General features: G+C 59.5%; 24 protein-coding genes. 20 read left to right on the forward strand and 4 right to left on the reverse strand.

From position 1 onward, the window contains the following. Position 1 precedes the first annotated feature (1 nt). From murJ to trmB, 17 genes are all read left to right on the forward strand, one after another. Positions 2 to 1,591 carry a murein biosynthesis integral membrane protein MurJ gene (gene murJ, locus HQN82_RS00115; RefSeq protein WP_112766088.1) on the forward strand — a complete coding sequence of 530 codons (1,590 nt, stop codon included), beginning with the start codon at positions 2 to 4 and terminating at the stop codon, positions 1,589 to 1,591. Further along, entirely contained in the window at positions 1,591 to 1,995 is a 405-nt protein-coding gene (locus HQN82_RS00120; RefSeq protein WP_112766089.1) for a VOC family protein, read from the forward strand. Before murJ ends, HQN82_RS00120 begins: the two co-directional genes overlap by 1 nt. 103 nt (positions 1,996 to 2,098) lie before the next feature. After that, the gene (gene trpS, locus HQN82_RS00125; RefSeq protein WP_004439588.1) at positions 2,099 to 3,163 is read left to right on the forward strand and encodes a tryptophan--tRNA ligase; all 1,065 of its coding nucleotides are present in this window, start codon (positions 2,099 to 2,101) and stop codon (positions 3,161 to 3,163) included. 113 nt (positions 3,164 to 3,276) lie between these two features. Next, positions 3,277 to 3,768, forward strand: a complete 492-nt coding sequence (locus HQN82_RS00130; protein ID WP_112766090.1) for a universal stress protein — start codon at positions 3,277 to 3,279, stop codon at positions 3,766 to 3,768. Between the two features lie 144 nt (positions 3,769 to 3,912). After that, positions 3,913 to 4,476 carry a NifU family protein gene (locus HQN82_RS00135; RefSeq protein ID WP_006698903.1) on the forward strand — a complete coding sequence of 188 codons (564 nt, stop codon included), beginning with the start codon at positions 3,913 to 3,915 and terminating at the stop codon, positions 4,474 to 4,476. Positions 4,477 to 4,493: 17 nt separating this feature from the next. Continuing rightward, on the forward strand, positions 4,494 to 5,162 hold the full coding sequence (gene tsaB / locus HQN82_RS00140; protein WP_112766091.1) for a tRNA (adenosine(37)-N6)-threonylcarbamoyltransferase complex dimerization subunit type 1 TsaB: 669 nt from the start codon (positions 4,494 to 4,496) through the stop codon (positions 5,160 to 5,162). Between the two features lie 43 nt (positions 5,163 to 5,205). Continuing rightward, complete coding sequence (locus tag HQN82_RS00145) at positions 5,206 to 5,700, forward strand: GNAT family N-acetyltransferase (RefSeq protein WP_072493877.1); 495 nt, start codon at positions 5,206 to 5,208, stop codon at positions 5,698 to 5,700. A gap of 64 nt (positions 5,701 to 5,764) precedes the next feature. After that, entirely contained in the window at positions 5,765 to 6,193 is a 429-nt protein-coding gene (locus HQN82_RS00150; protein WP_004439602.1) for a Fur family transcriptional regulator, read from the forward strand. A gap of 30 nt (positions 6,194 to 6,223) precedes the next feature. After that, positions 6,224 to 7,021 carry a lyso-ornithine lipid O-acyltransferase gene (gene olsA, locus HQN82_RS00155; RefSeq protein ID WP_006698906.1) on the forward strand — a complete coding sequence of 266 codons (798 nt, stop codon included), beginning with the start codon at positions 6,224 to 6,226 and terminating at the stop codon, positions 7,019 to 7,021. A gap of 62 nt (positions 7,022 to 7,083) precedes the next feature. Continuing rightward, positions 7,084 to 8,523: a tRNA (N6-isopentenyl adenosine(37)-C2)-methylthiotransferase MiaB gene (gene miaB / locus HQN82_RS00160; RefSeq protein ID WP_022555517.1), complete on the forward strand. Its 1,440-nt coding sequence runs from the start codon at positions 7,084 to 7,086 to the stop codon at positions 8,521 to 8,523. Positions 8,524 to 8,563: 40 nt separating this feature from the next. Continuing rightward, a complete protein-coding gene (locus tag HQN82_RS00165) occupies positions 8,564 to 9,619 on the forward strand; it encodes a PhoH family protein (protein ID WP_004439610.1) in 1,056 nt (351 codons plus the stop codon). A gap of 10 nt (positions 9,620 to 9,629) precedes the next feature. Continuing rightward, on the forward strand, positions 9,630 to 10,136 hold the full coding sequence (ybeY, locus tag HQN82_RS00170) for an rRNA maturation RNase YbeY (protein ID WP_006698908.1): 507 nt from the start codon (positions 9,630 to 9,632) through the stop codon (positions 10,134 to 10,136). Between the two features lie 15 nt (positions 10,137 to 10,151). Further along, on the forward strand, positions 10,152 to 11,291 hold the full coding sequence (locus HQN82_RS00175) for a hemolysin family protein (protein WP_004439615.1): 1,140 nt from the start codon (positions 10,152 to 10,154) through the stop codon (positions 11,289 to 11,291). A 204-nt stretch (positions 11,292 to 11,495) separates the two neighbouring features. Next, complete coding sequence (gene lnt, locus HQN82_RS00180; protein WP_112766092.1) at positions 11,496 to 13,085, forward strand: apolipoprotein N-acyltransferase; 1,590 nt, start codon at positions 11,496 to 11,498, stop codon at positions 13,083 to 13,085. Between the two features lie 132 nt (positions 13,086 to 13,217). Next, the gene (locus HQN82_RS00185) at positions 13,218 to 13,637 is read left to right on the forward strand and encodes a helix-turn-helix domain-containing protein (protein ID WP_004439621.1); all 420 of its coding nucleotides are present in this window, start codon (positions 13,218 to 13,220) and stop codon (positions 13,635 to 13,637) included. A gap of 191 nt (positions 13,638 to 13,828) precedes the next feature. Further along, complete coding sequence (gene metK / locus HQN82_RS00190; RefSeq protein ID WP_004439623.1) at positions 13,829 to 15,091, forward strand: methionine adenosyltransferase; 1,263 nt, start codon at positions 13,829 to 13,831, stop codon at positions 15,089 to 15,091. 170 nt (positions 15,092 to 15,261) lie between these two features. Then, the gene (trmB, locus tag HQN82_RS00195) at positions 15,262 to 15,960 is read left to right on the forward strand and encodes a tRNA (guanosine(46)-N7)-methyltransferase TrmB (RefSeq protein ID WP_112766093.1); all 699 of its coding nucleotides are present in this window, start codon (positions 15,262 to 15,264) and stop codon (positions 15,958 to 15,960) included. Between the two features lie 63 nt (positions 15,961 to 16,023). Here trmB and HQN82_RS00200 read toward each other — a convergent pair whose 3' ends face one another. Both HQN82_RS00200 and HQN82_RS00205 read right to left on the reverse strand, forming a co-directional pair. Beyond that, a complete protein-coding gene (locus HQN82_RS00200) occupies positions 16,024 to 16,923 on the reverse strand; it encodes a ribokinase (protein ID WP_112766094.1) in 900 nt (299 codons plus the stop codon). A 54-nt stretch (positions 16,924 to 16,977) separates the two neighbouring features. Beyond that, the gene (locus tag HQN82_RS00205; RefSeq protein WP_045532944.1) at positions 16,978 to 18,171 is read right to left on the reverse strand and encodes a DNA recombination protein RmuC; all 1,194 of its coding nucleotides are present in this window, start codon (positions 18,169 to 18,171) and stop codon (positions 16,978 to 16,980) included. Positions 18,172 to 18,320: 149 nt separating this feature from the next. On the opposite strand from HQN82_RS00205, the gene def reads away from it, so the two are divergent. From def to truA, 3 genes are read left to right on the forward strand one after another with little or no spacing between them, the layout of a single operon-like run. Next, positions 18,321 to 18,833 carry a peptide deformylase gene (gene def, locus HQN82_RS00210; RefSeq protein ID WP_004439632.1) on the forward strand — a complete coding sequence of 171 codons (513 nt, stop codon included), beginning with the start codon at positions 18,321 to 18,323 and terminating at the stop codon, positions 18,831 to 18,833. 45 nt (positions 18,834 to 18,878) lie between these two features. Then, a complete protein-coding gene (gene fmt / locus HQN82_RS00215; RefSeq protein ID WP_112766096.1) occupies positions 18,879 to 19,814 on the forward strand; it encodes a methionyl-tRNA formyltransferase in 936 nt (311 codons plus the stop codon). Continuing rightward, the gene (gene truA / locus HQN82_RS00220) at positions 19,814 to 20,614 is read left to right on the forward strand and encodes a tRNA pseudouridine(38-40) synthase TruA (RefSeq protein WP_045532939.1); all 801 of its coding nucleotides are present in this window, start codon (positions 19,814 to 19,816) and stop codon (positions 20,612 to 20,614) included. Before fmt ends, truA begins: the two co-directional genes overlap by 1 nt. A gap of 12 nt (positions 20,615 to 20,626) precedes the next feature. Here truA and HQN82_RS00225 read toward each other — a convergent pair whose 3' ends face one another. Together HQN82_RS00225 and dapE are read right to left on the reverse strand one after the other, a co-directional pair. Next, entirely contained in the window at positions 20,627 to 21,223 is a 597-nt protein-coding gene (locus tag HQN82_RS00225; RefSeq protein WP_004439642.1) for a hypothetical protein, read from the reverse strand. After that, a complete protein-coding gene (gene dapE, locus HQN82_RS00230) occupies positions 21,207 to 22,403 on the reverse strand; it encodes a succinyl-diaminopimelate desuccinylase (RefSeq protein ID WP_112766097.1) in 1,197 nt (398 codons plus the stop codon). Before dapE ends, HQN82_RS00225 begins: the two co-directional genes overlap by 17 nt. Positions 22,404 to 22,407 lie beyond the last annotated feature (4 nt).

The following is a 22,407-nucleotide window of genomic DNA, read 5'->3' on the forward strand; positions in this document are numbered from 1 at the left end:
CATGAGTCTCATCGGCAAGTTCGCCACAGTCGGCACAGCCACGCTCGGCAGCCGCATCTTCGGCTTCCTGCGCGAAACGCTGATGGCAGCCGCCGTCGGCACCGGGCCGGTGGCGGATGCTTTCAACGCCGCTTTCCGCTTTCCCAATACCTTCCGGCGGCTTTTCGCCGAGGGTGCATTCAACTCTGCCTTCGTGCCGCTTTTCGCCAAGGAAATCGAAGCGAATGGCATGGAAGGCGCAAGGCGCTTTTCGGAAGAGGTCTTCGGCGTCCTGTTCACGGTGCTGCTGGCCTTGACGATCCTGATGGAACTGTCGATGCCTTTCATCGTGCGCACGGTGATTGCTCCCGGTTTCGTCGATGACCCGGTGAAGTTCGAAAACACCATCCACCTTGCCACCATCATGTTCCCCTATCTCGCCTGCATGTCGCTGGCGGCGATGATGGGCGGCATGCTGAACTCTCTGCACCGTTATTTCGCGGCTGCGATTGCTCCCGTTTTCCTCAACATCATTCTCATCGGCGTGCTCGCGCTGGCATGGTGGAAAAATTACGATCCGCTCCAGGTCGGTTACGCGCTCTCATGGGGCGTTATGGTGGCAGGTCTTGTGCAGCTCGCCATCGTCTGGATTGCGGTGCGCAATGCCGGCATGCGCATTGGTTTCCGCAGACCACGGCTGACCAAGAACGTGCAGCGTCTTCTGGTCCTTGCCCTGCCGGCAGCCATCACCGGCGGCATTACCCAGATCAATCTGCTCATCAACACCAACATCGCTTCCGGCGGCGAGGGCGTCATATCCTCGCTTGCCTATGCGGACCGAATCTATCAACTGCCGCTCGGCGTCGTCGGCATTGCTGTTGCCACGGTGCTCCTGCCGGAACTGGCGCGGGCGCTGCGCGGCGGCCATATGGTGGAGGCCGGAAGCCTGCAGAACCGCTCGGTCGAGTTCGTGCTGTTCCTGACCCTGCCCGCTGCGGCCGCTCTTCTCGTCATGGCCGAACCCATCGTTCGTTTCCTTTACGAGCGCGGCAATTTCTCGCCCTCGGCCACCTTCACCGTTGCGCAAATTCTTGGCATCTACGGTCTGGGCCTGCCGGCTTTCGTGCTCATCAAGGCCTTTATTCCGGGCTTTTTCGCGCGCGAGGATACCCGCACGCCAATGATTTTCGCGGCGATTTCGGTTGTCGTGAACGTCTCGCTGGCACTGACGCTTTTCCCGCGTCTTGGCGGCCCGGGCATTGCCATTGCCGAAATCACCGCCGGCTGGGTGAATGCCGCCCTGCTGTTCGGCATGCTTTTGTGGCGCGGTCACTGGCACCTGGATATTCCGCTACTCACCCGTATCCCGCGCCTGCTCCTGGCCGCGGCACTGATGGCCGTATTTGTGCATTATGCGCTGACGTGGCTGACCTTCGAGCTGTCTTCCGCCTCGTCCATTTTCGTGCGGGCCGGCACGATCATGGGCCTCGTCTTTGTCGCCATGCTGGTTTATTTCGTCCTGGCTTTCGTGTCTGGAGGTGCCGACATCGGCATGGTGAAGCGGGCCGTCCGCAAGCGCGGAAAAAAGAACGTCGAGACGGAGGCTGGCTGATGTCCTTTGCTGAAAACCGCCGCATCACCCTCGTTACCCTCGTGGTTGATGATTATGATCGGGCGAAGGCGTTTTATTGTGATGTTCTAGGCTTCGAGTGCCTCTCCGATCAGCCACTGGACGACGGCAAGAGGTGGCTGGTGGTCAAGCCGCGGGGCGCTGACGGTGGCGCCCTTCTGCTCGCCGAGGCCGATGGTGAAGAGCAGCGCCTTGCCATCGGCAACCAGACCGGCGGCCGTGTCGGATTTTTCCTGCATACCGACAATTTCCAACGCGATTATGAGACGATGCTTGCCCGCGGCGTGCGCTTTCTGGAACAGCCTCGCCATGAGGTTTACGGTTCCGTTGCGGTCTTTGTCGATCCCTATGGAAATCGTTGGGATCTTCTGGAGCCGCGCGGCTGACAGGCCCTGAAAGCGCTTGATTGCGAGGGGCTGCGGGTGCATAAGCGCGCGTGCAATTCCAATCACGGGGCGGGGCCCTCCACAAGCCTTTTCGAGGACGACAATGAACGCATTCAAGCCGCTGGTTTTCTCGGGCGTCCAGCCGACCGGCAATCTGCATCTCGGCAATTATCTCGGCGCGATCCGCAAATTCGTGGCGCTGCAGGAAGATAATGATTGCATCTATTGCGTCGTCGACATGCACGCCATCACCGCCCAGCTCGTTCACTCGGACCTGAAGGCGCAGACCCGCTCTATCGCGGCCGCCTTCATCGCCTCGGGCATTGATCCGGTGAAGCATATCGTCTTCAACCAGTCGGCCGTGCCGCAGCATGCGGAACTGGCCTGGGTGTTCAACTGCGTGGCGCGCATCGGCTGGATGGAGCGGATGACGCAGTTCAAGGACAAGTCCGGCAAGAATGCCGAACAGGTGTCGCTCGGCCTCCTTGCGTATCCGAGCCTGATGGCTGCCGACATTCTCGTTTATCGTGCCACCCATGTTCCTGTTGGTGACGACCAGAAACAGCATCTGGAACTCGCCCGCGACATCGCCCAGAAATTCAACATCGATTTCAGCGACCATATCCGCAAGGCGGGCCTCGGGCTCGATATAACGGTCGGCGATGAGCCGGTACACGCCTATTTCCCGATGGTGGAGCCGTTGATCGGCGGTCCGGCCCCGCGCGTGATGTCGTTGAAGGACGGCACCAAGAAGATGTCGAAGTCCGACCCGTCCGATCTGTCGCGCATCAACCTGATGGATGATGTCGATGCCATCTCGAAGAAGATCAAGAAGGCAAAGACCGATCCTGATGCGCTGCCGAGCGAAGTGGAAGGCCTCAAAGGTCGCCCCGAGGCCGACAACCTCGTTGGCATCTATGCCGCGCTTTCCGACAAGACAAAGGCCGACGTTCTTTCCGAATTTGGCGGACAACAGTTCTCGGCTTTCAAGCCGGCCCTGGTCGAGCTCGCGGTGAATGTGCTGGCCCCCGTCAACAATGAGATGCGTCGCCTTCTCGATGACCCGACCCACATCGACGCAATCCTCAAGCAGGGCGGCGAACGGGCGGGCGCCATTGCCGAAAAGACCATGAACGAGGTGCGCGACATCATCGGCTTCCTGCGCTGACAGGTCGCTTCTGCTCGAATGCGTCGGGCGGTTTGCGCCTGTCGTGATTTGATATAATCTCCGCCCGAACCGTCGGGCGGTTTACGGATCACGGCGGACCTAGGGAGTGCAGAATGGTTTCAAAACGGCTGTCGCGTCTGGAAGGGCATCGGCGCAAGTTTCTTGCAGTTATCGATGACACGCCGGAATGCGAGAGGGCTGTGCACTATGCCGGTCGTCGCGCCAAGAACTCTAATGGCGGACTGGTGCTGCTTTACATGATCCCGGAAGGCGATTTCCAGCAATGGCTTGGCGTCGAGCAGATCATGCGGGCCGAGGCGCGCGAGGAGGCGGAAGCCACGCTTTCCAAGATCGCCCAGAAGGTGCGCGAGACGATCGGCATCGAGCCGGAAGCGGTGATCCGCGAAGGCAGCGCCACCGAGCAGATCCACGGGCTGATCGAGGAAGACCGCGATATCGCCATTCTCGTTCTGGCGGCGGGATCGACGAAGGAAGGTCCGGGACCGCTCGTTTCCTCCATCGCCGGGCGAGGGGCAGCCTTCCCGATCCCCGTCACCGTGTTGCCGGATACTTTGTCCGATGAGGAAATCGACGCTCTCTGCTGATCCGGTTTCGGGCGAGATTCAGGGCCTGACGATTTCTTGAATGTAATTATCATGTCAGGGCTTGAAGTGTAGCTTCGCCGGGCGTATTTTTTGGAAGAATTCTAAATTGCGGGGCGTGAACGGCGACCTCGAAGGAGACAGATGATGTTCATTCAGACGGAAGCCACGCCGAACCCGACAACGCTGAAGTTCTTGCCGGGCAAGGTCGTGCTCGAAAGCGGAACGGTGGAGTTCCTCAACCCGTCGCAGGCCCAAGCTTCGCCGCTGGCAGAGCGCCTCTTCATGATACCGGGTGTGACCGGCGTTTATTTCGGTTTCGATTTCATCACCGTCACCAAGGACGGCGCGGAATGGCAGCACCTGAAGCCCGCCATTCTGGGCGCGATCATGGAACACTTCATGTCCGGCCGCCCGATCATGGGCACTGCCATTGCGGCCGAAGTATCGGATGAGGAAGGCGAGTTCTTCGAAGAGGGTGATGAAACCATCGTCGCCACCATCAAGGAACTGCTGGAAACCCGCGTCCGTCCCGCCGTGGCGCAGGACGGCGGCGACATCACCTTCCGCGGCTTCCGCGACGGCACTGTGTTCCTGAACATGAAGGGCGCGTGCTCGGGCTGCCCATCCTCCACCGCCACGCTGAAGCATGGTGTTCAGAATCTGCTTCGCCATTTCGTGCCGGAAGTGCGCGAAGTCGAAGCGGTATAATGCTGTAAAGCCAGATCATGATTGTTCTCGCACTCGACACCGCAGGTGTGGACTGTTCCGCCTGTATCTATGACAGCACCTCAGACAGGGTGCTTGGAGAAGTCTGCGAAACAATTGGCAAGGGCCATGCCGAAAGGCTGATGGCCGTGATCGATGGGGCTCTGGAGCAGGCGCAACTGTCGCTGCGGAATGTCGGGCGTATTGCCGTGACCATCGGCCCCGGGTCCTTCACGGGCATCCGGGTCGGTGTTGCCGCGGCGCGCGGTTTCGCCCTGTCGCTCGGCGTCGAGGCCGTCGGCGTCACCACGCTTGAAACGCTCGCCCTGCATCATCTGCTGCAAAACCCCGACCGGCCAGTGGCGGTCGGTCTGGATGCCAAGCGTGGCGAAACCTATCTCCAGACATTCGGCATGGACGGATTACCACTCAACGAGGCGGCGCTTCTGTCTCTGGATGACGCCAAGAGTGTTCTTTCCGGTTTTAATGGTTCCGTCATCGGCTCCGCCGCGCCGCTGTTTGCAGGAGAGGAAAGCGGGTCCGGGCCGGACCACTTTCCGATTGCCTCCGTTGCCCGTGCTGGCGCGCGCAAGCCGGAAGGGCAGGCGAAACCGGCACCGCTTTATCTGCGTGGGCCGGATGCCCGGCCACAAACCGGTTTTGCGCTGGCACGTCAGGACGTTGCCTGATACGGCATGCATGAGTGCATGTTTCTGATTCCCGATTCCTGTTATGTTTGACGAATATCTAAGCTGGAAGCCCTATTTCGAGATCGTGCCGATGCAGCATGAGGATTGCGCCGCGGTTGCGGAACTGCATTCACTGCGCTTTCCGCGCCCGTGGAACGACGGGGAGTTTTCGGGACTGCTGACGCAGGGATCGGTTTTCGGTGCCGTTGCCCGGCAGACAAACGCCTTTTTCAGCAAGCCGCTCGGTGGATTCGTGCTGGCGAGGGAAGTGGCGGGCGAAGCTGAAATCCTGACCGTGGCCGTTGCCGACAAGTTCGCACGTGCGGGTCTCGGCTGGCGTTTGATGCAGTCGGCCATCCGCGAGGCGATGATGCGCGGCGCAGAAACCATGTTCCTTGAAGTTGATAATAACAACGCGTCCGCTCTGGGTCTTTACAGGAAGCTCGGGTTCAAAACCGTCGCGGAACGCAAGGCCTATTACACCGCCAAGGATGGAACGAAGTCGACGGCGCTTGTCATGCGCCGCGATCTTCGCTAGTTCCCTGCGACAGGCATTTTTTCGGCGAAAGCCGCAAACCGGAATTCTCAAAAGGCCATAAGACGTGACAGACCTTTCGAAAACGCTGGAGGAGCTTTGTGCCGAACGCGGTATGCGGATGACCGATCAACGCCGTGTCATCGCCCGCGTCCTTCAGGAATCGGCCGACCATCCAGATGTCGAGGAGCTTTACCGCCGTTCCTCCGCCGTGGACCCGCGCATCTCGATTTCCACCGTCTATAGAACGGTGAAGCTGTTCGAGGATGCCGGCATCATCGAGCGTCACGATTTTCGCGACGGCCGTTCACGCTACGAGACTGTGCCTGAAGAGCATCACGATCACCTGATCGACCTGAAGAATGGCGTCGTCATTGAATTTCACTCGGCCGAGATCGAAGCTCTGCAGGAGAAGATCGCCCGCGAACACGGCTTCAGGCTCGTGGATCACCGGTTGGAACTTTACGGCGTGCCATTGAAGCCTGGCGAACACTGAGACGCCGGTGAACAAGCGGGCGTTCCCATCATGATGTGGCTGCGGACAGCCTATATTGCGGTCGTACTCCTGATCGTCACGCTTGTTTTGCTGCCACTTCAACTGCTGGGCCTTGCCTTCGACTGGCGGCTCCGCCGCCGCATTCCCCGCCTCTGGCATCGTATCGCCTGCCATGTTCTCGGCATACGCGTGCATGTCCACGGGGAAGTGGAGCGGGCAAAGCCCTTAATGCTCGCGGTCAATCACGCCTCATGGAAAGACATCCTCGTTTTGGGCAGCATTGCCGACGTGGTGTTCATCGCCAAGACCGAGGTGCGCGACTGGCCGGTTTTCGGCTGGCTCGCGCGGCTGCAGAAAAGCATCTTCGTTCAACGCGAGCAGAAACGCAGCACCGGCATGCAGGTGAGCGAGATCGCCAGCCGCATGGCCGATGGCGAGATCGTTGTCCTCTTTCCCGAAGGAACCACCTCGGATGGAAACCGCATGCTGGCCGTTAAATCCTCCCTCTTCGGTGCGGCGTCCACCGCCGCAGAACAGGTACCGGGCAAGCTTGTTTATGTCCAGCCGGTCGCCATCGCCTATACGCGGCTGCATGGCATGGCGATGGGGCGCTACCATCGCGTCATCGCCGCCTGGCCGGGCAGCATCACGCTCGTGCCGCATCTGCTCGGCATCATCAAAGCGGGCGCCATCGATGTCGACGTGACATTTGGTGACAGCGTCCCGTTCCACAGCACCGACAACCGCAAGCGACTGGCGACCGATATCGCCGCCTCCATCCGCTCAATGCTGGCCTTCAGCCTGCGCGGCGGCTGGCGGAATTCGTGAGATCGTAGCTTTTCCGGCATTTTTCTGTTTAATCTGGCCGTGAAAAACACTAGATAGCCGCCATGACCCAGGAAACGCTTGGCCTTGACGCCCCACCCATGATCGCCCGCGAGGGTTCGAACAGCCAGCCCGCATCCATCGCGCGCGATGGGGCAAACAGCAGAAAGGTCTTCATCAAGACTTATGGCTGTCAGATGAACGTCTACGATTCCGTCCGCATGAGCGATGCGCTGGCGAAGGACGGTTATGTCCAGACGGAGGATATGGGCGAGGCAGACCTGGTTCTGCTGAATACCTGTCACATTCGCGAAAAGGCGGCGGAAAAGGTCTACTCCGCGCTTGGCCGCCTGCGGGACATGAAAAAGTCGCGCGAAGAGCAGGGTCGGGAATTCATGATCGGCGTTGCCGGCTGCGTGGCGCAGGCGGAAGGCGAGGAAATCCTTCGCCGGGCGCCCGCCGTGGATGTCGTCATCGGCCCGCAGACCTATCACCGCCTGCCGGAAGCACTGAAACGGGTACGTGGAGGCGAGCGCGTCATCGAGACCGAATACGCGGTGGAGGACAAGTTCGAACACCTGCCGGTTGCCGAGAAATCCACGCTGCGAACGCGTGGTGTTACGGCTTTTTTGACCGTGCAGGAAGGTTGCGACAAGTTCTGTACCTTCTGTGTCGTCCCCTATACGCGCGGTTCGGAGGTTTCCCGTCCCGTGCGCCAGATTGTTGATGAGGCGATGAAGCTTGTCGATGCCGGCGTGCGTGAGATCACGCTGCTCGGCCAGAACGTCAACGCCTGGCAGGGCGAAGGCCCGAAGGGCGAAAAATGGGGCCTTGCCGAACTGCTTTACCGGCTGGCGGAAATTCCGGGCCTTGCGAGGCTTCGCTACACTACCAGCCATCCGCGCGACATGGACGATCGCCTGATCGGCGCCCATCGCGACCTGCGCATCCTGATGCCCTATCTGCATCTGCCGGTTCAGTCCGGTTCGGACCGAATTCTGAAAGCGATGAACCGTCGCCATACGGGCGAGGAATATATCCAGCTTATTGAAAAAATCCGCGCCGCCCGCCCTGATATTGCCATGTCTGGAGACTTTATTGTCGGTTTCCCCGGCGAGACGGATCGCGATTTCGAAGATACGATGGCGATGGTCGAAACCGTGAAGTACGCGCAGGCCTTCTCGTTCAAATACTCCACCCGTCCCGGCACGCCGGGGGCCGACCTCACGGACCAGGTTGCAGAAGACGTGAAGGCCGAGCGGCTGGAAAGATTGCAGGCTCTCTTGCTGCGGCAACAGAAGGAATTTGCCGAATCGCTGGTCGGAAAGACCATGGATGTGCTGCTGGAAAAGCCCGGCCGCATGACTGAGCAGTTGATAGGTCGTTCTCCGTGGCTGCAATCCGTGAATCTTGATGCAAAGACTTTGAAAATCGGTGACATTGTTAATGTACGAATCACCGCAACGGGTCCAAACAGCTTGTTTGCCGAGGTGGCAGAGAGTTAGAGTGGGGAGCCGACACTGATTGGGACAGGAGCCTGACCGCTTGAACGCACACGAATTGGTATCAAATTCATCGCGCCAGCCACGCCAAGCCGCGACCGACGCCAATCACTTCGTCCTCACGTTCGAGAATAACAGGATAGCAGGAGAGCTATTCGGTCAGTTCGATCAGAACCTGAAGCTTCTGGAGCAGCGCCTCAATATCGACGCTCGTCCCCGTGGAAATTCAGTCGCCATCACCGGCGATGTGGTCTCCACCAATCAGGCCCGCCGCGCGCTTGATTTCCTTTACGAGCGTTTGCTGAAGGGTGGCGCCGTCGAGCTTTCTGACGTCGAGGGGGCGATCCGCATGGCCGTCGCAGCGGACGACCAGCTGACGCTGCCGACCATGGAGCGCAAGGCGAAGATTTCCATGGCGCAGATTTCCACGCGCAAGAAAACCATTTCGGCGCGGACGCCCACGCAGGACGTCTATATGCGCGCCTTGGAACAATCCGAGCTCGTTTTCGGTGTTGGCCCCGCCGGCACGGGCAAGACCTATCTGGCCGTGGCGCATGCCGCGCAGCTTCTGGAGCGTGGCGCGGTCGATCGCATCATCCTTTCGCGTCCCGCCGTTGAAGCGGGTGAGCGCCTGGGCTTCCTGCCTGGTGACATGAAGGAGAAGGTCGATCCCTATCTCCGCCCGCTTTATGACGCGCTGTATGACATGATGCCCGGAGACAAGGTGGAGCGCGCCATTCAGGCGGGCGTCATCGAAATTGCACCTCTGGCTTTCATGCGCGGCCGCACGCTTGCCAATGCCGCCGTCATTCTGGACGAAGCCCAGAACACGACGACGATGCAGATGAAAATGTTCCTGACGCGCCTTGGCGAAAACGGTCGCATGATTGTGACCGGCGACCCGAGCCAGGTGGACTTGCCGCGCGGCGTGAAGTCTGGCCTCGTGGAAGCCCTGCAGATCCTCACGGATGTGGAAGGCGTGTCCGTTGTGCGGTTCAAGGATGTGGACGTTGTCCGTCACCCGATGGTGGCGCGCATTGTCCGGGCCTATGAATCCCATACGGCTGTGCCGGATGAGAGCCTGCTGAAGGGCGACTGACGAAAAGACAATGACAGCTCTGGATATTCAAATCAGCGTCGAGGCCGAAGGCTGGTCCTCGGAAGAGGACCTGTCTGCCTTTGCGTCAAAGACGCTGGATGCGGCGGTCGATTTTCTGAAGCGGGAAGAGGATCAACCCTTCCCGAAAATGCCGGTCGAGCTCTCGCTGGTCTTCACCGACGATGAAAATATCCGGGAAATCAATGCCGAGTGGCGTGACAAGGACAAGGCGACCAACGTCTTGTCTTTCCCTGCTTTTCCGCTGGAGCCGGGCGGAATGCCCGGCCCTATGCTGGGCGATATCGTCGTCGCGAGAGAAACGGTAGAGCGAGAGGCCCTTGAACTTGAGAAGAGTTTCGAGGATCATCTGACCCATCTTCTCGTTCATGGGTTCCTGCATTTGTTTGGTTATGACCACATGGACGAGGAAGAAGCGGAAGAAATGGAGTCGCTTGAGACTCGCATTTTGGCGGTGCTTGGCCTATCTGATCCCTATGCGGGTCAAGAACCGCTTTAAATATTGTCTGGAGCCATGAACGAACATTCTGCACGACCTGCCAATGAGGGCAGAGAAAACGGCGAGCAGTCCTCTTCGGAGGAGGGCAGTAGTCACTTACGTCAGGACTACAATGCCAAACCGAGATCGACCATCTGGTCGCGCATCGCGCGGTTGCTGAAACCGTCTCAGGGTGAGCGCCTGCGCGAGGATCTGACCGATGCGCTGATGGACGACACTGAAATAGGCGCCGCTTTTACGCCCGAAGAACGGGCGATGCTACACAACATCCTCCGTTTCCGTGAGATCAGGGTCGAAGATATCATGATCCCTCGGGTGGATATTGACGGTCTCGATCAGAATATGACGATCGGTGACGCGCTGATCCTGTTTGAGGAAACCGGACGTTCCCGCATGCCGGTTTATGAAGAGACGCTGGACGACCCCAAGGGGATGATCCATATCCGCGATCTGCTTGCCTATGTTGCCAAACAGGCTCGCAACAAGCGCCGGGTGGGATCGCGTGGCGTCGCTTACGGTGAAGTGAAGGCGCCGCGGTCGCCGCGGCCGAATTTCGATCTGGCGCGGGTCGATCTGGAAAAGACGGTTGCCGACGCCGGGCTGGTGCGCAAGATTCTTTTCGCGCCGCCGTCCATGTTGGCCTCCGATCTTCTGAAGACCATGCAGGCCCAGAGAACCCAGCTCGCCGTGGTGATCGATGAATATGGCGGTACCGACGGTCTTGTCAGCCATGAAGACATCGTCGAGATGGTGGTTGGGGACATCGACGACGAGCACGACAAGGACGAGGCGATGTTCTCGCGTCTTTCTGCCGATGTGCTCGTGGCGGATGCCCGCGCGGAACTCACCGAACTTGCCGAGGCTATCGGTCCGGAATTCGACGTGCGCGAACATCTGGAAGAAATCGATACGCTCGGTGGACTCATCTTCTTCGCGCTGGGCCGTATTCCCGCCAAGGGCGAGGTCGTTCGCGCCGTGCCCGGTTTCGAGTTTCAGATCCTCGATGCGGATACGAGGCGTATCAAGGGTGTCCGTATCGTACGCGATCACGGCTCCGAAGGAGAAGACGACCGCGCCCCCGGCGATGCCGGTGAGGTGATTGCATTGCCGCCGCCGGAGACGCGGTTGATCGCCCATCAGCAGAACGTGGACTGAAAGGATAGACGGGTAGCCCCCGTCGATCCCGCCGTTTGATCTTCCGGATTCTGCGGGTTCGACTACCCGGGTATGAGATCCCGCTCCATCTGCCCTGCCTGATGTGGACGGCGAATCTTTTTTCCTTTACGTCGAAAGAAAGGGAAATTTCGCGGAATGGCTTGCCTGGAGCGGGTTTCCGGATGCGCATGATACGGAGATGGCATGGAGCGTCTTGCAGGCAGGGTGATGCTGGCCGGCGGCATGAGCCGCGCAGTGATGGCGATTGCTGCAGGCGCGGTCGGAGCGCTCGCCCTGCCTCCATTCGGTTTCTTCGCAGCGCTTTTCCTGTCTTTCACCCTGTTGGTCTGGCTGGTGGATGGCTGCACCGGCAAGCCGGGCGGCGGCCTCTTCAGCCGCATCCTTCCCGCTTTTGGTATAGGCTGGTGTTTCGGTCTCGGTTATTTCGTGGCTGGCCTGTGGTGGCTGGGCAACGCGCTTCTGCTTGAAGCGGATGAATTTGCCTGGGCGCTGCCGCTTGCCATCCTTGGGCTTCCGGCCTTTCTGGCGCTGTTTTACGGTTTCGCGGTTGCTGCGGCCAATCTTGTGTGGTCGAACGGTCTAGGCCGGATCGCCGCCCTTGCCGCCGCATTCGGATTTACGGAATGGCTGCGCAGTTTCCTGGCGACGGGCTTTCCGTGGAACGCCATAGGTTACGGCATCATGCCGATCCCGGTCATGATGCAGTCGGCGCATCTGATCGGTCTTTTTGGTGTGACCACGCTTGCCGTTTTCACCTTCGCCTCCCCCGCGCTCATCGCCACGAGAAAAGGCATGTGGCCCGGCCTTTCCCTGGCGGCGCTGCTGTTGGCCAGCCATGTGGGTTATGGCTTCTACCGCCTCCAGACACCCGCGGAGACACCGGCAGATGCGGTGACAGTCAGAATTGTCCAACCGTCCATCGATCAGTCTCGCAAGATGCTGAATGATGACCGCGCCGAGATTTTCGGCGAGCATCTGCGGCTGACAGCCCTGCCTCCTGGCGAAGGCAAAAAGCGCCCCGACATCATTGTCTGGCCCGAAACCTCGGTGCCGTTCATCCTGACGCAAAATCCTGACGCGCTGGCCGAGATCGCAAAGACGCTGCAAGACGGGCAGGTGCTCTTCACCGGAGCCGTCAGGATGGAAGATGCGGGTGCTGGCAGGCCGCCGCGTTATTATAACTCGGTCTACGCCATCGACAGTCAGGGAGAAATCATCGGCGCGACGGACAAGGTCCATCTGACCCCCTTTGGAGAATATGTTCCCTTCGAGGGTATCCTGCGGGAGTTTGGCATTGATAATGTCATCGCCCTGCCCGGGGGCTTTTCAGCAGCCTCTTCGCGCACGCCCCTGACGCTTCCATCCGGAAAGACCTTTTATCCGCTGATCTGTTACGAGATCATTTTTCCCGGTGAGATGACGCCGGCTCTCGCTGGCTCGGCGGCGATCCTCAATGTGACGAATGACGGCTGGTTTGGTGATACGCCTGGGCCGTATCAGCACTTTCTTCAGGCCAGAGTGCGGGCGGTTGAGACGGGTGTGCCGGTGATTCGCGGTGCCAATACGGGTATCTCGGCGGTTATAGACCCTTATGGCCGCATTATTGCCGGATTGGATTACGGTCGGGTGGGCATTGTTGACGCCACTTTGAGTGGTGGGTCAAACGACGCATTTACTTACGACACACATCGGACGTATTTCTGGTTGATTTTTTCCGTGATGATGATCGCTGCGGTATTTCCTGCCTGGAGTTTTGCCCGGCGCCAGAATTGACCGGGAACTCCTGCAATTGCATAGTGAATACGTCAGTCGTAAAACAAGTTTAGCTGCTGTCGAAATACCGGCTCATTTCTTCGAATAGTAATGAAGCGAGATATCAACCCATCCGAGTGTCAGGACCGCATGATGACCGAAAATAAGAAAAAGCCTAACCCCATCGACATTCATGTCGGAAGCCGAATTCGTCTTCGCAGAACCATGCTCGGCATGAGCCAGGAAAAACTGGGTGAAAGTCTCGGAATTACCTTTCAGCAAATTCAGAAGTACGAAAAGGGCACGAACCGTGTTGGCGCCAGCCGCCTGCAGAATATCTCGGCGATCCTCAATGTACCGGTTTCCTTTTTTTTCGAAGATGCACCCGGCGATCAGGCTGGCGGTACATCCGGCATGGCGGAAGCCTCGAGCTCCAATTACGTCGTCGACTTCCTGTCTTCGGCGGAAGGTTTGCAGTTGAACCGCGCCTTCGTGAAGATCGCCGACCCGAAGGTCCGTCGCCGTCTGGTCGATCTCGTCAAGGCGCTCGCCGCCGAGGGCGATGCCGAGTAGGGCCTGGCCCCTGCAGCGCAGAAAATTTCCGGCACGGGATGCCGGGCACTCAACGGTCCGCAGGGACCGTTTTTTTGTGCCAGATTAGAAAGGAATTCTCACATAAAGATATATTTATGTGGTTGTGTCCTTGTTTTTCGCGGCCGAAATGACTAACAAACTCGAAGACCGTTCTTTCAGGGGAATCCCGCATGCGTGCCAATTATCTGTTCACCAGCGAGTCCGTGGCCGAGGGTCATCCGGACAAGGTTTGTGATCGTATTTCCGATGAAATCGTGGATCTCATTTACCGTGAAGCGGCCAAGACGGGCGTGGACCCGTGGACCGTGCGCATCGCCTGCGAAACGCTTGCAACGACCAACCGCGTCGTGATTGCGGGTGAGGTTCGGGTTCCCGATACGCTGCTGAAGAAGGACAAGGACGGCAAGGTCCTCAAGGACGCAGCCGGCCATCCGGTTATCAATCCCTCGAAGTTCAAATCCGCCGCCCGCAAGGCTATCCGCGATATTGGCTACGAGCAGGATGGTTTCCACTGGAAGACCGCCAAGATCGACGTTCTCCTGCATCCGCAGTCGGCTGATATCGCGCAGGGTGTGGACAACGCTTCCGACAAGCAGGGCGACGAGGGTGCCGGCGACCAGGGCATCATGTTCGGTTACGCCTGCAAGGAAACGCCTGACCTCATGCCGGCGCCGATCTATTATTCCCACCGTATCCTGCAGCTGCTCGCCACCGCCCGTAAAAGCGGCGAAGGCGAGGCGGCCAAGCTCGGCCCCGACGCCAAGAGCCAGGTGACGGTTCGTTACGTCGACGGCAAGGCTTCCGAAGCCGTCTCCATCGTGCTGTCCACGCAGCATCTCGATGCAAGCTGGGATTCGAAGAAGGTTCGCGCTGTTGTCGAACCCTATATCCGCGAAGCGCTTGGCGACCTGAAGATCGCCGACGATTGCCAGTGGTATATCAACCCGACCGGCAAGTTCGTCATCGGCGGTCCCGATGGTGATGCCGGCCTGACCGGCCGCAAGATCATCGTTGACACCTATGGCGGTGCTGCCCCGCACGGTGGTGGCGCATTCTCGGGCAAGGACACGACCAAGGTCGACCGTTCCGCCGCCTATGCCGCCCGCTACCTTGCGAAGAACGTCGTGGCTGCCGGCCTCGCCGAGCGCTGCACCATTCAGATTTCCTATGCAATCGGCATTGCGCAGCCGCTGTCGATCTATGTCGATCTGCATGGCACCGGCAAGGTCAGCGAAGATCAGGTCGAGGCCGCGATCCGCAAGGTCATGGACCTTTCGCCATCGGGCATTCGCCGTCATCTCGATCTCAACAAGCCGATCTACGCCAAGACGTCTTCCTACGGCCACTTCGGCCGCAAGGCTGGCCGCGACGGCTCCTTCTCCTGGGAGAAGCTCGATCTGGTGAAGCCGCTTAAGGAAGCTTTGAGCGCTTAAGCATTTCCAGTAAAAGTGCGTAGCGGTTTTACGTCCGGAAAATGCGTCAACTGGATATCGCGCTTGTTATTTGGCGGCGATTGAGAGATACCGTCACCGAGTTTTGTAACCCGCACAGTGCCTCACGGGGTGCTGTGCGGGTTAAGTCTATTTGGTCTTGAGAGTATGAGATGACGGAAGAACGGCGTTCGCGCGCGACGGAAGCGTTTTTTGGCAGGCGCAAGGGCAAGCCCCTGCGCAATCAGCAGGTCGATACGATCGAAAATCTGCTGCCTTTGCTGAAAATCGATCTGGAAAGCGTGCCACCGCAAAATCTCGCCGCGCTCTTTCCGGCAGATGTGCGATCGATCCGTCTTGAGATCGGTTTCGGCGGTGGCGAACATCTCGCCCACCGCGCGGTCGAAAATCCCGAGACGGGTTTCATCGGTGTCGAGCCCTTCGTCAATTCCATGGCCAAGCTGCTCGCCACGGTTCGCGAACGTGAACTGATGAATATCCGCCTTTACGACGATGATGCGACGCAGCTGCTCGACTGGCTGCCTGAGGCATCGATCGATCACATCGATCTGCTTTATCCCGATCCATGGCCGAAAAAGAAGCACTGGAAGCGGCGTTTCGTGTCAGACGTCAATCTCGCCCGTTTCCATCGTGTGTTGAAACCCGGCGGCAAGTTCTGCTTTGCGTCTGACATCGACACTTACGTCAACTGGACGCTGCAGCATTGCGCCCGGCATGGCGGCTTTGAATGGACGGCGACAAGCGCTGATGACTGGCGCACGCCCTATGCCAACTGGCCGGGCACGCGTTACGAGAACAAGGCGAAAAGAGAAGGCCGCAGCTCGGCCTATCTCACCTTCATCCGTCGCTAAAGCATTTCCAGTAAAAGTGCGCAGCGGTTTCACGTCTGGAAAATGCGCTAACGGCAAGACCCCTTAAAGGGCCGCGTCAACTTCCGCTGCCTGCGGAATGGAAGGCTGCGCGCCGGCACGCGTGCAGGCGAGCGAGCCCGCAACCGCGGCGCGCTTCAGAGCCCTTTCGAAATCCATTCCCTGATCGAGGCTCGCGGCGAGATATCCGCAGAAGGTATCGCCCGCACCAACCGTATCGACCGGCTCGATCTTCAGGCCGGAAGCCCTGTAGAGCTTGCCATTACGAATGGCGATCACGCCATCCGCACCAAGCGTGACGATCAAAGTCTGGCCGGTCCTCTCGTGAAGGGCCTTGAGTTCGTTTTCCCGCTGGTCGCTGGAGAGGCCATTCTTGCCGATCAGGAGCTCGAACTCGGTTTCATTGGCGATGACGATATCGGCAAGGCCGGCGAGACGCGGTCCGTCCGCGGTCAGCGGTGCTGTGTTGATGACGGTGGTGACGCGTTTCGCCTTTGCGGCCGTCAGTGCAGCTTCGATGGCGGGTGCCGGTATCTCGAACTGCAGCATGAGAATATCGCTTGCAGCCATTTCGGATATGGTCTTTGCCGCGTCGGATGCCGAGACCTCACCATTCGCAGCGGGAATGACCGAGATCATGTTCTCTCCGCCTTCACCGATCAGGATAACCGCCGTTCCAGTCGGGCCGGGCGCGGTTTTGACCAATGACAGATCGGTTCCCGCGTCCCGCAGCAAGGTCAGTGCTGGAGCGGCAAAGGTGTCATCACCCGCAGCGCCCGCCATCTTGACCGTGGCGCCCGCACGCCGTGCGGCCAGCGCCTGATTGGCTCCCTTGCCGCCGGCGGCCGTGGAGAATGTCTCTCCCGTTACGGTTTCACCGGGCTTGGGCAGACGTTTGGCGGTCGCGACGAGGTCCATGTTGATGGAGCCGAAAACAGTAATCATGGGGCGCTGGGTCCGTATGAAATTTAAGCAAGGCGGCGACTTTGCCCGAGACGATCACTCGTCGTCAACCACCCGCAATTTGGCCGCACCGGCTCGGTTTTCGGCAAAGCGCCGGGCCTGCTCGATTTCTCCGTGCGGCGCGTCTTTTTCCGTTGGTGAGAAATCGAGCCCCTCGATTTTCTGTCCGCGCGCCAGTACCTTGTCGGAGGAGATGAGCATCATGTCGACGTCCTTCTGCGCCAGCCCGAAATGGGCCTGCAGCTTCCGCGTCCGATCGTCCAGCCGCCGCACATCGTCCATGAGCAGCGCCACTTCACCCTGAATGAGATGCGCCTGTTCGCGCATGCGCTGGTCTTTGAGCACGGACTGGATGACCTGTACCGACAGCATCAGCAGCGATGGCGAAACGATGACCACCCGGGCGCGATGGGCGCGCTGCACTAGATATTCGAAATGCTGGTGGATATCGGCGAAAATCGATTCCGACGGCACGAAGATGAAGGCGGTATCCTGTGTCTCGCCGCGAATGAGATATTTCTCGGCGACATCGCGAATATGCACTTCCATGTCCCGGCGGAACTGCTGCACGGCCGCGCGTTTGGTTTCCGGCGTCTCGTCCGCCTTGATGGCGTTCCAGGCTTCCAGCGGAAACTTGGCATCGATGACGAGCGGCGGCGCATTGTTCGGCATCTTGATCGTGCAGTCCGGCCGGTAACCGTTGGAAAGTGTCGGCTGCAGCTGGAAGGAACCCGGCGGCAGGGCGTCGGCGATCAACGTCTCCATGCGCGCCTGTCCGAAGGCGCCGCGTGTCTGCTTGTTGGAAAGTATCGCCTGAAGCCCGACCACGTCCTTGGCCAGATCCTGAATATTGCCCTGTGCGGCATCGATGACCGCCAGGCGCTCCTGAAGGCGGCTCAGATTTTCATGGGTAGACCGGGTCTGCTCCGTCAGCGTTTCGCCCAGCCGCTGCGACATGCCATCAAGACGCTGATTCAGCGTCTGGCTCATCTCCGTCTGACGCGTGCCAAGCGTTTCCGCCATGGCCGCGATCCGGCCATGCAGTTCAGACTGGGTTTTGAGCAGGTCGGAGATCTCGCCATCGGCCCCAGCTTTCTTCGACCGGTTTGCCGTCACAAGCCATGTAACGACAAGGCCGAAAATCGCGGCAGCGAGAAGCGCGCCGAAGCTGATATCGACTGAGCCGGCCCGCAGCGCGGGTTGAAGGAGAACGGAGAAGTCTGTGTTCATGACTAAATCTAGCAGATTTCGATCGATTCGGAAGATCAAAACAAGAACATTCCTGCGGCGGAAATGAGTCCGGCAGAACGGATGCCGCGAGCCGTTTTCATCGTCGTGTTTTTTATTTCCTCCGCGCGAGAGATACGTTATGGGAAGCCATGACCATCAAACCGCTTATCATTTTGCCCGATCCCGTGCTGCGCCAGCAATCGAAGCCCATCGAAAAGGTGGATGCCGAGGTGCTGCGTTTGGCGGACGACATGCTGGAAACGATGTATGATGCCCCCGGCATCGGCCTTGCCGCCATCCAGATAGGTGTGCCGCGCCGGTTGCTGGTGATCGATGTTGCGCGTGAAGGCGAAGAAAAGACCCCGATCGTCTTCATCAATCCGGAAATCCTCAAGGTTTCGGATGATATTTCCACCTATGAGGAAGGCTGTCTCTCGATTCCCGATTATTATGCCGAGGTGGAGCGCCCTGCGTCGCTCACGGTGCAATATGTCGGTCGTGACGGCAAGCAGCAGACGGTCGAGGCGGATGGTCTGTTGGCAACCTGCCTGCAGCATGAGATCGATCACCTGAATGGTGTTCTGTTCATCGACCATATCTCGCGGTTGAAGCGGGACATGGTCATCAAGAAATTTACGAAAGCAGCCCGCGCAAAAGTCTGATCCGTCGCACAGCTGACGGAGCGGAAGACAGGGCAGGGGGCAATCATGGCTCTTCGCATCATATTCATGGGCACGCCGGATTTTTCCGTTCCGACGTTGCGTGCACTGGTGGAAGCGGGCCACGAGATTGCTGCCGTCTATACCCAGCCACCGCGTCCAGGCGGCCGTCGCGGCCTTGATCTGCAGAAATCGCCGGTGCATCAGGCTGCGGAACTGCTGGGCTTACCGGTACTGACACCCTTGAATTTCAAGGCGGAGGAAGATCGCCAGCAGTTTCGGGATTTCAATGCCGATGTCGCGGTCGTCGTGGCTTACGGGCTGCTGCTGCCTGAAGCGGTCCTCTCCGGCACGCGGCTTGGCTGTTACAATGGTCACGCTTCGCTGCTGCCGCGCTGGCGCGGCGCGGCTCCCATCCAGCGGGCGATCATGGCGGGTGACACCGAAACCGGCATGATGGTCATGAAAATGGAAAAGGGTCTCGATACCGGCCCTGTTGCACTTACGGCAAAGGTCACGATCGGCGAGAACATGACGGCCGGCGAGCTGCATGACAGCCTGATGCTGACAGGCGCTCGGTTGATGCGTCAGGCGATGGACAAGCTGGAAGCAGATGACCTGCCCCTCGTCCCGCAAGCGGAAGAGGGCGTTCTATACGCGGCAAAAATCGACAAGAGCGAGACCCGTATCGATTTTTCAAGGCCGGCGCAGGATGTGCATAATCATATTCGCGGCCTTTCGCCATTTCCCGGCGCATGGCTGGAGATGGAGATCGGCGGCAAGCCCGAGCGCGTCAAGGTACTGGCGTCCGAGCTCGCCAGCGGAATGGGCGAGGCAGGCAGCGCACTGGATGATGTTCTCACCATTGCCTGCGGCAGCGGCGCCCTACGGCTCACCCGTTTGCAGAAGGCGGGCGGCAAGCCGATGTCGGCGGCCGATTTCGTGCGCGGTACCCCGGTTCCGGCCACTACGAGGCTCGGCTGATGCCACGCTTCCGCATGACCGTCGAATATGACGGTACGCCCTATTATGGCTGGCAGAGACAGGAAAACGGCCCCTCGGTTCAGGGTGCGCTGGAGGCTGCGGTTCGGTCGCTGACCGGCGAGAGCGTTTCCATTCGCGGCGCTGGCCGCACCGATTCCGGCGTGCATGCCGTTGGGCAGGTTGTCCATGTCGATCTCTCGCGAGACTGGGAGCCCTACAAGCTACGCAATGCCATCAATGCGCATCTCGCCATGGCGGGTGAAGCGGTGGCCGTGCTCGATGCCGCCTCCGTGACTGAGGATTTCGACGCCCGTTTTTCTGCCCTTCGTCGGCACTATCTCTACCGCATCATCTGCCGCAAAGCCCGGCTGGCGCTGGAGCACAAGCGGGCGTGGTGGGTGTCGAAGGACCTCGATCACGAGTGCATGCATGAAGCCGCCCAGATGCTCGTCGGCCGGCATGATTTCACCACCTTCCGCTCCGTGCACTGCCAGGCGAACAGCCCCGTGCGCACGCTCGACCGGCTGGATGTGACGCGCAATGGCGATCTCATCGAGATACGCGCGACGGCGCAGAGCTTCCTTCATAACCAGATCCGCTCTTTCGCCGGCACGCTGAAACTGGCAGGCGAGGGCACGATGACGCCAGAGGACGTGCGTGCCGCACTGGAGGCACGCGATCGAAAAGCCTGTGGCCCGGTCGCACCACCGGACGGTCTTTATTTCATGCAGGTCGATTATCCCGACGTCATTCCGCCGCGCCGCCACCCCGAAGCCGAGGTGATGCAGGATGCGGATTGACGTCTAATTCTCTCAGGCCGGATAGACACCGAGAAAGCGCTGCAACGCTTCCGACAGAAGCATGCCGGGCACCAGTAGCGTCATGACGATGGCGGAGACGAGCAGCGACTGGTCGCGGATAAAAAACCGCACGATCCGTGAAAAGGCAAAGACCAGCGACAGAAGCAGCGCCAGCCACAAAATCGCGATCAGCCCCTGCAACGGTGGCAGGAAGAACGCAATCAGGATCAGAACGGCGTAGGCGTATGAGAAGGGCAGCGACAGCCAGTTCATGGTGGTGACGAGAGGCGTGAATTTTTCACGTGCGCCAAAGGCAAAGAGCAACATGCCGATCAAAAGCAGCGGCACGATCCAGCAAATGGCCTCCACCATCGCCAGGCGAAAGAAGAAGATGAACCCCGTTCCTGTTCCCGGCGGGTAGCTGGCGAGAAACGCTGCCCGCAGCCACAGCCAGGAAACCAGCATGGCGGGCAGGCACCAAAGGACGGAATAGAAGGACCGCCACATGCCGCGTTCGGTCAGGTCCAGGTAACGTGCGCCATTATGGTCGCCGAGCAGCAACAGCCACAGGCCCGTCAGATAGAGCCTCACTTCACTTGCCGTCGGCATGGGCGAACCAGCGCTCGATAAAGGTTTCGTAAATAAGCGTCAGCGTCTCAAGATCGGCAATGGCTACCCGCTCATCGACCATGTGCATGGTCTGCCCGACAAGGCCGAACTCCACGACAGGGCAATAGTCCTTGATGAAGCGTGCATCCGACGTGCCGCCGGTGGTTGAAAGCTTCGGCTCCTTGCCGGTCACGGCCTCCACCGCGCCTGACAGCGACGAAATGAGGGCATTGTTCCGGGTCAAAAAGACATGGGCCGGTCGGTCCGCCCAGACGATCTCGTACTTTACCGGTGTCCGGTCAGGGCGAAGCTCGCCGTCTGCCGCAGCGGCATCGAGGCGGCGGATGATTTCCGCCCGAAGGCTCTCCGCTGTCCATGTGTCGTTGAAACGGATGTTGAAGGAGGCGGTCGCCCGCGCCGGGATCACATTGGTGGCGGCGTTGCCGGTGTCGACGGTCGTTACTTCGAGATTGGAAGGCTGGAAATTATCCGTGCCGAGATCAAAGGGCGGATGCATCAGCGCATGCGTCAACTGCAGCAGACCGCGAATTGGGTTGTCGGCGAGATGCGGATAGGCGGCGTGGCCTTGCACGCCATGGACCGTGATGCGACCGGAGAGCGATCCCCGGCGGCCGATCTTGATCATGTCGCCCAGCTGGTCGGGATTGGTCGGTTCCCCGACGACACACGCGTCCCACGTCTCGCCCTTTGCAGCAGCCCATTCCAGCAGCTTGGAAGTGCCGTTGATTGATGGGCCTTCCTCGTCACCGGTGATCAGGAAGGAGACGGAGCCCTGCGGCTTGCCGTGTTTTTCAATATGGCGGGCAATGGCGGCAACAAAACAGGCAATACCGCCCTTCATGTCCACCGCACCGCGACCGAACATTTCGCCACCGGCAATCTCTGCGGCAAAAGGTGGGTGACTCCACGCGGCCTCATCCCCAACGGGAACCACATCCGTATGGCCCGCAAACATCAGATGTGGCCCCTCGTTGCCGAGACGGGCATAGAGGTTCTCTACATCGGGTGTTCCCGCCTCGCTCGCCACCATTTTTTCCACCGCAAAACCGAGCGGAGAAAGCAGGTTGTCAAGCAGAGTAAGCGCGCCGCCTTCCGCAGGCGTCACCGAAGGGCAACGGATGAGGGCGGCGAGATTGGCAACGGGATCGGTCGTGGTCATGGTA

Origin of the sequence: Agrobacterium pusense, from assembly GCF_013285525.1 — a bacterium.
In the GTDB taxonomy this organism is placed as follows: domain Bacteria; phylum Pseudomonadota; class Alphaproteobacteria; order Rhizobiales; family Rhizobiaceae; genus Agrobacterium; species Agrobacterium pusense.

What these genes read in the sequence shown, in the direction of transcription:
- murJ (WP_112766088.1), top strand. Translation starts at nt 2, where the DNA reads ATGAGTCTCATCGGCAAGTTCGCCACAGTCGGCACAGCCACGCTCGGC.
- HQN82_RS00120 (WP_112766089.1), top strand. Translation starts at nt 1,591, where the DNA reads ATGTCCTTTGCTGAAAACCGCCGCATCACCCTCGTTACCCTCGTGGTT.
- trpS (WP_004439588.1), top strand. Translation starts at nt 2,099, where the DNA reads ATGAACGCATTCAAGCCGCTGGTTTTCTCGGGCGTCCAGCCGACCGGC.
- HQN82_RS00130 (WP_112766090.1), top strand. Translation starts at nt 3,277, where the DNA reads ATGGTTTCAAAACGGCTGTCGCGTCTGGAAGGGCATCGGCGCAAGTTT.
- HQN82_RS00135 (WP_006698903.1), top strand. Translation starts at nt 3,913, where the DNA reads ATGTTCATTCAGACGGAAGCCACGCCGAACCCGACAACGCTGAAGTTC.
- tsaB (WP_112766091.1), top strand. Translation starts at nt 4,494, where the DNA reads ATGATTGTTCTCGCACTCGACACCGCAGGTGTGGACTGTTCCGCCTGT.
- HQN82_RS00145 (WP_072493877.1), top strand. Translation starts at nt 5,206, where the DNA reads ATGTTTGACGAATATCTAAGCTGGAAGCCCTATTTCGAGATCGTGCCG.
- olsA (WP_006698906.1), top strand. Translation starts at nt 6,224, where the DNA reads ATGATGTGGCTGCGGACAGCCTATATTGCGGTCGTACTCCTGATCGTC.
- miaB (WP_022555517.1), top strand. Translation starts at nt 7,084, where the DNA reads ATGACCCAGGAAACGCTTGGCCTTGACGCCCCACCCATGATCGCCCGC.
- ybeY (WP_006698908.1), top strand. Translation starts at nt 9,630, where the DNA reads ATGACAGCTCTGGATATTCAAATCAGCGTCGAGGCCGAAGGCTGGTCC.
- HQN82_RS00175 (WP_004439615.1), top strand. Translation starts at nt 10,152, where the DNA reads ATGAACGAACATTCTGCACGACCTGCCAATGAGGGCAGAGAAAACGGC.
- lnt (WP_112766092.1), top strand. Translation starts at nt 11,496, where the DNA reads ATGGAGCGTCTTGCAGGCAGGGTGATGCTGGCCGGCGGCATGAGCCGC.
- HQN82_RS00185 (WP_004439621.1), top strand. Translation starts at nt 13,218, where the DNA reads ATGACCGAAAATAAGAAAAAGCCTAACCCCATCGACATTCATGTCGGA.
- metK (WP_004439623.1), top strand. Translation starts at nt 13,829, where the DNA reads ATGCGTGCCAATTATCTGTTCACCAGCGAGTCCGTGGCCGAGGGTCAT.
- trmB (WP_112766093.1), top strand. Translation starts at nt 15,262, where the DNA reads ATGACGGAAGAACGGCGTTCGCGCGCGACGGAAGCGTTTTTTGGCAGG.
- HQN82_RS00200 (WP_112766094.1), bottom strand. Translation starts at nt 16,923, where the DNA reads ATGATTACTGTTTTCGGCTCCATCAACATGGACCTCGTCGCGACCGCC.
- HQN82_RS00205 (WP_045532944.1), bottom strand. Translation starts at nt 18,171, where the DNA reads ATGAACACAGACTTCTCCGTTCTCCTTCAACCCGCGCTGCGGGCCGGC.
- def (WP_004439632.1), top strand. Translation starts at nt 18,321, where the DNA reads ATGACCATCAAACCGCTTATCATTTTGCCCGATCCCGTGCTGCGCCAG.
- fmt (WP_112766096.1), top strand. Translation starts at nt 18,879, where the DNA reads ATGGCTCTTCGCATCATATTCATGGGCACGCCGGATTTTTCCGTTCCG.
- truA (WP_045532939.1), top strand. Translation starts at nt 19,814, where the DNA reads ATGCCACGCTTCCGCATGACCGTCGAATATGACGGTACGCCCTATTAT.
- HQN82_RS00225 (WP_004439642.1), bottom strand. Translation starts at nt 21,223, where the DNA reads ATGCCGACGGCAAGTGAAGTGAGGCTCTATCTGACGGGCCTGTGGCTG.
- dapE (WP_112766097.1), bottom strand. Translation starts at nt 22,403, where the DNA reads ATGACCACGACCGATCCCGTTGCCAATCTCGCCGCCCTCATCCGTTGC.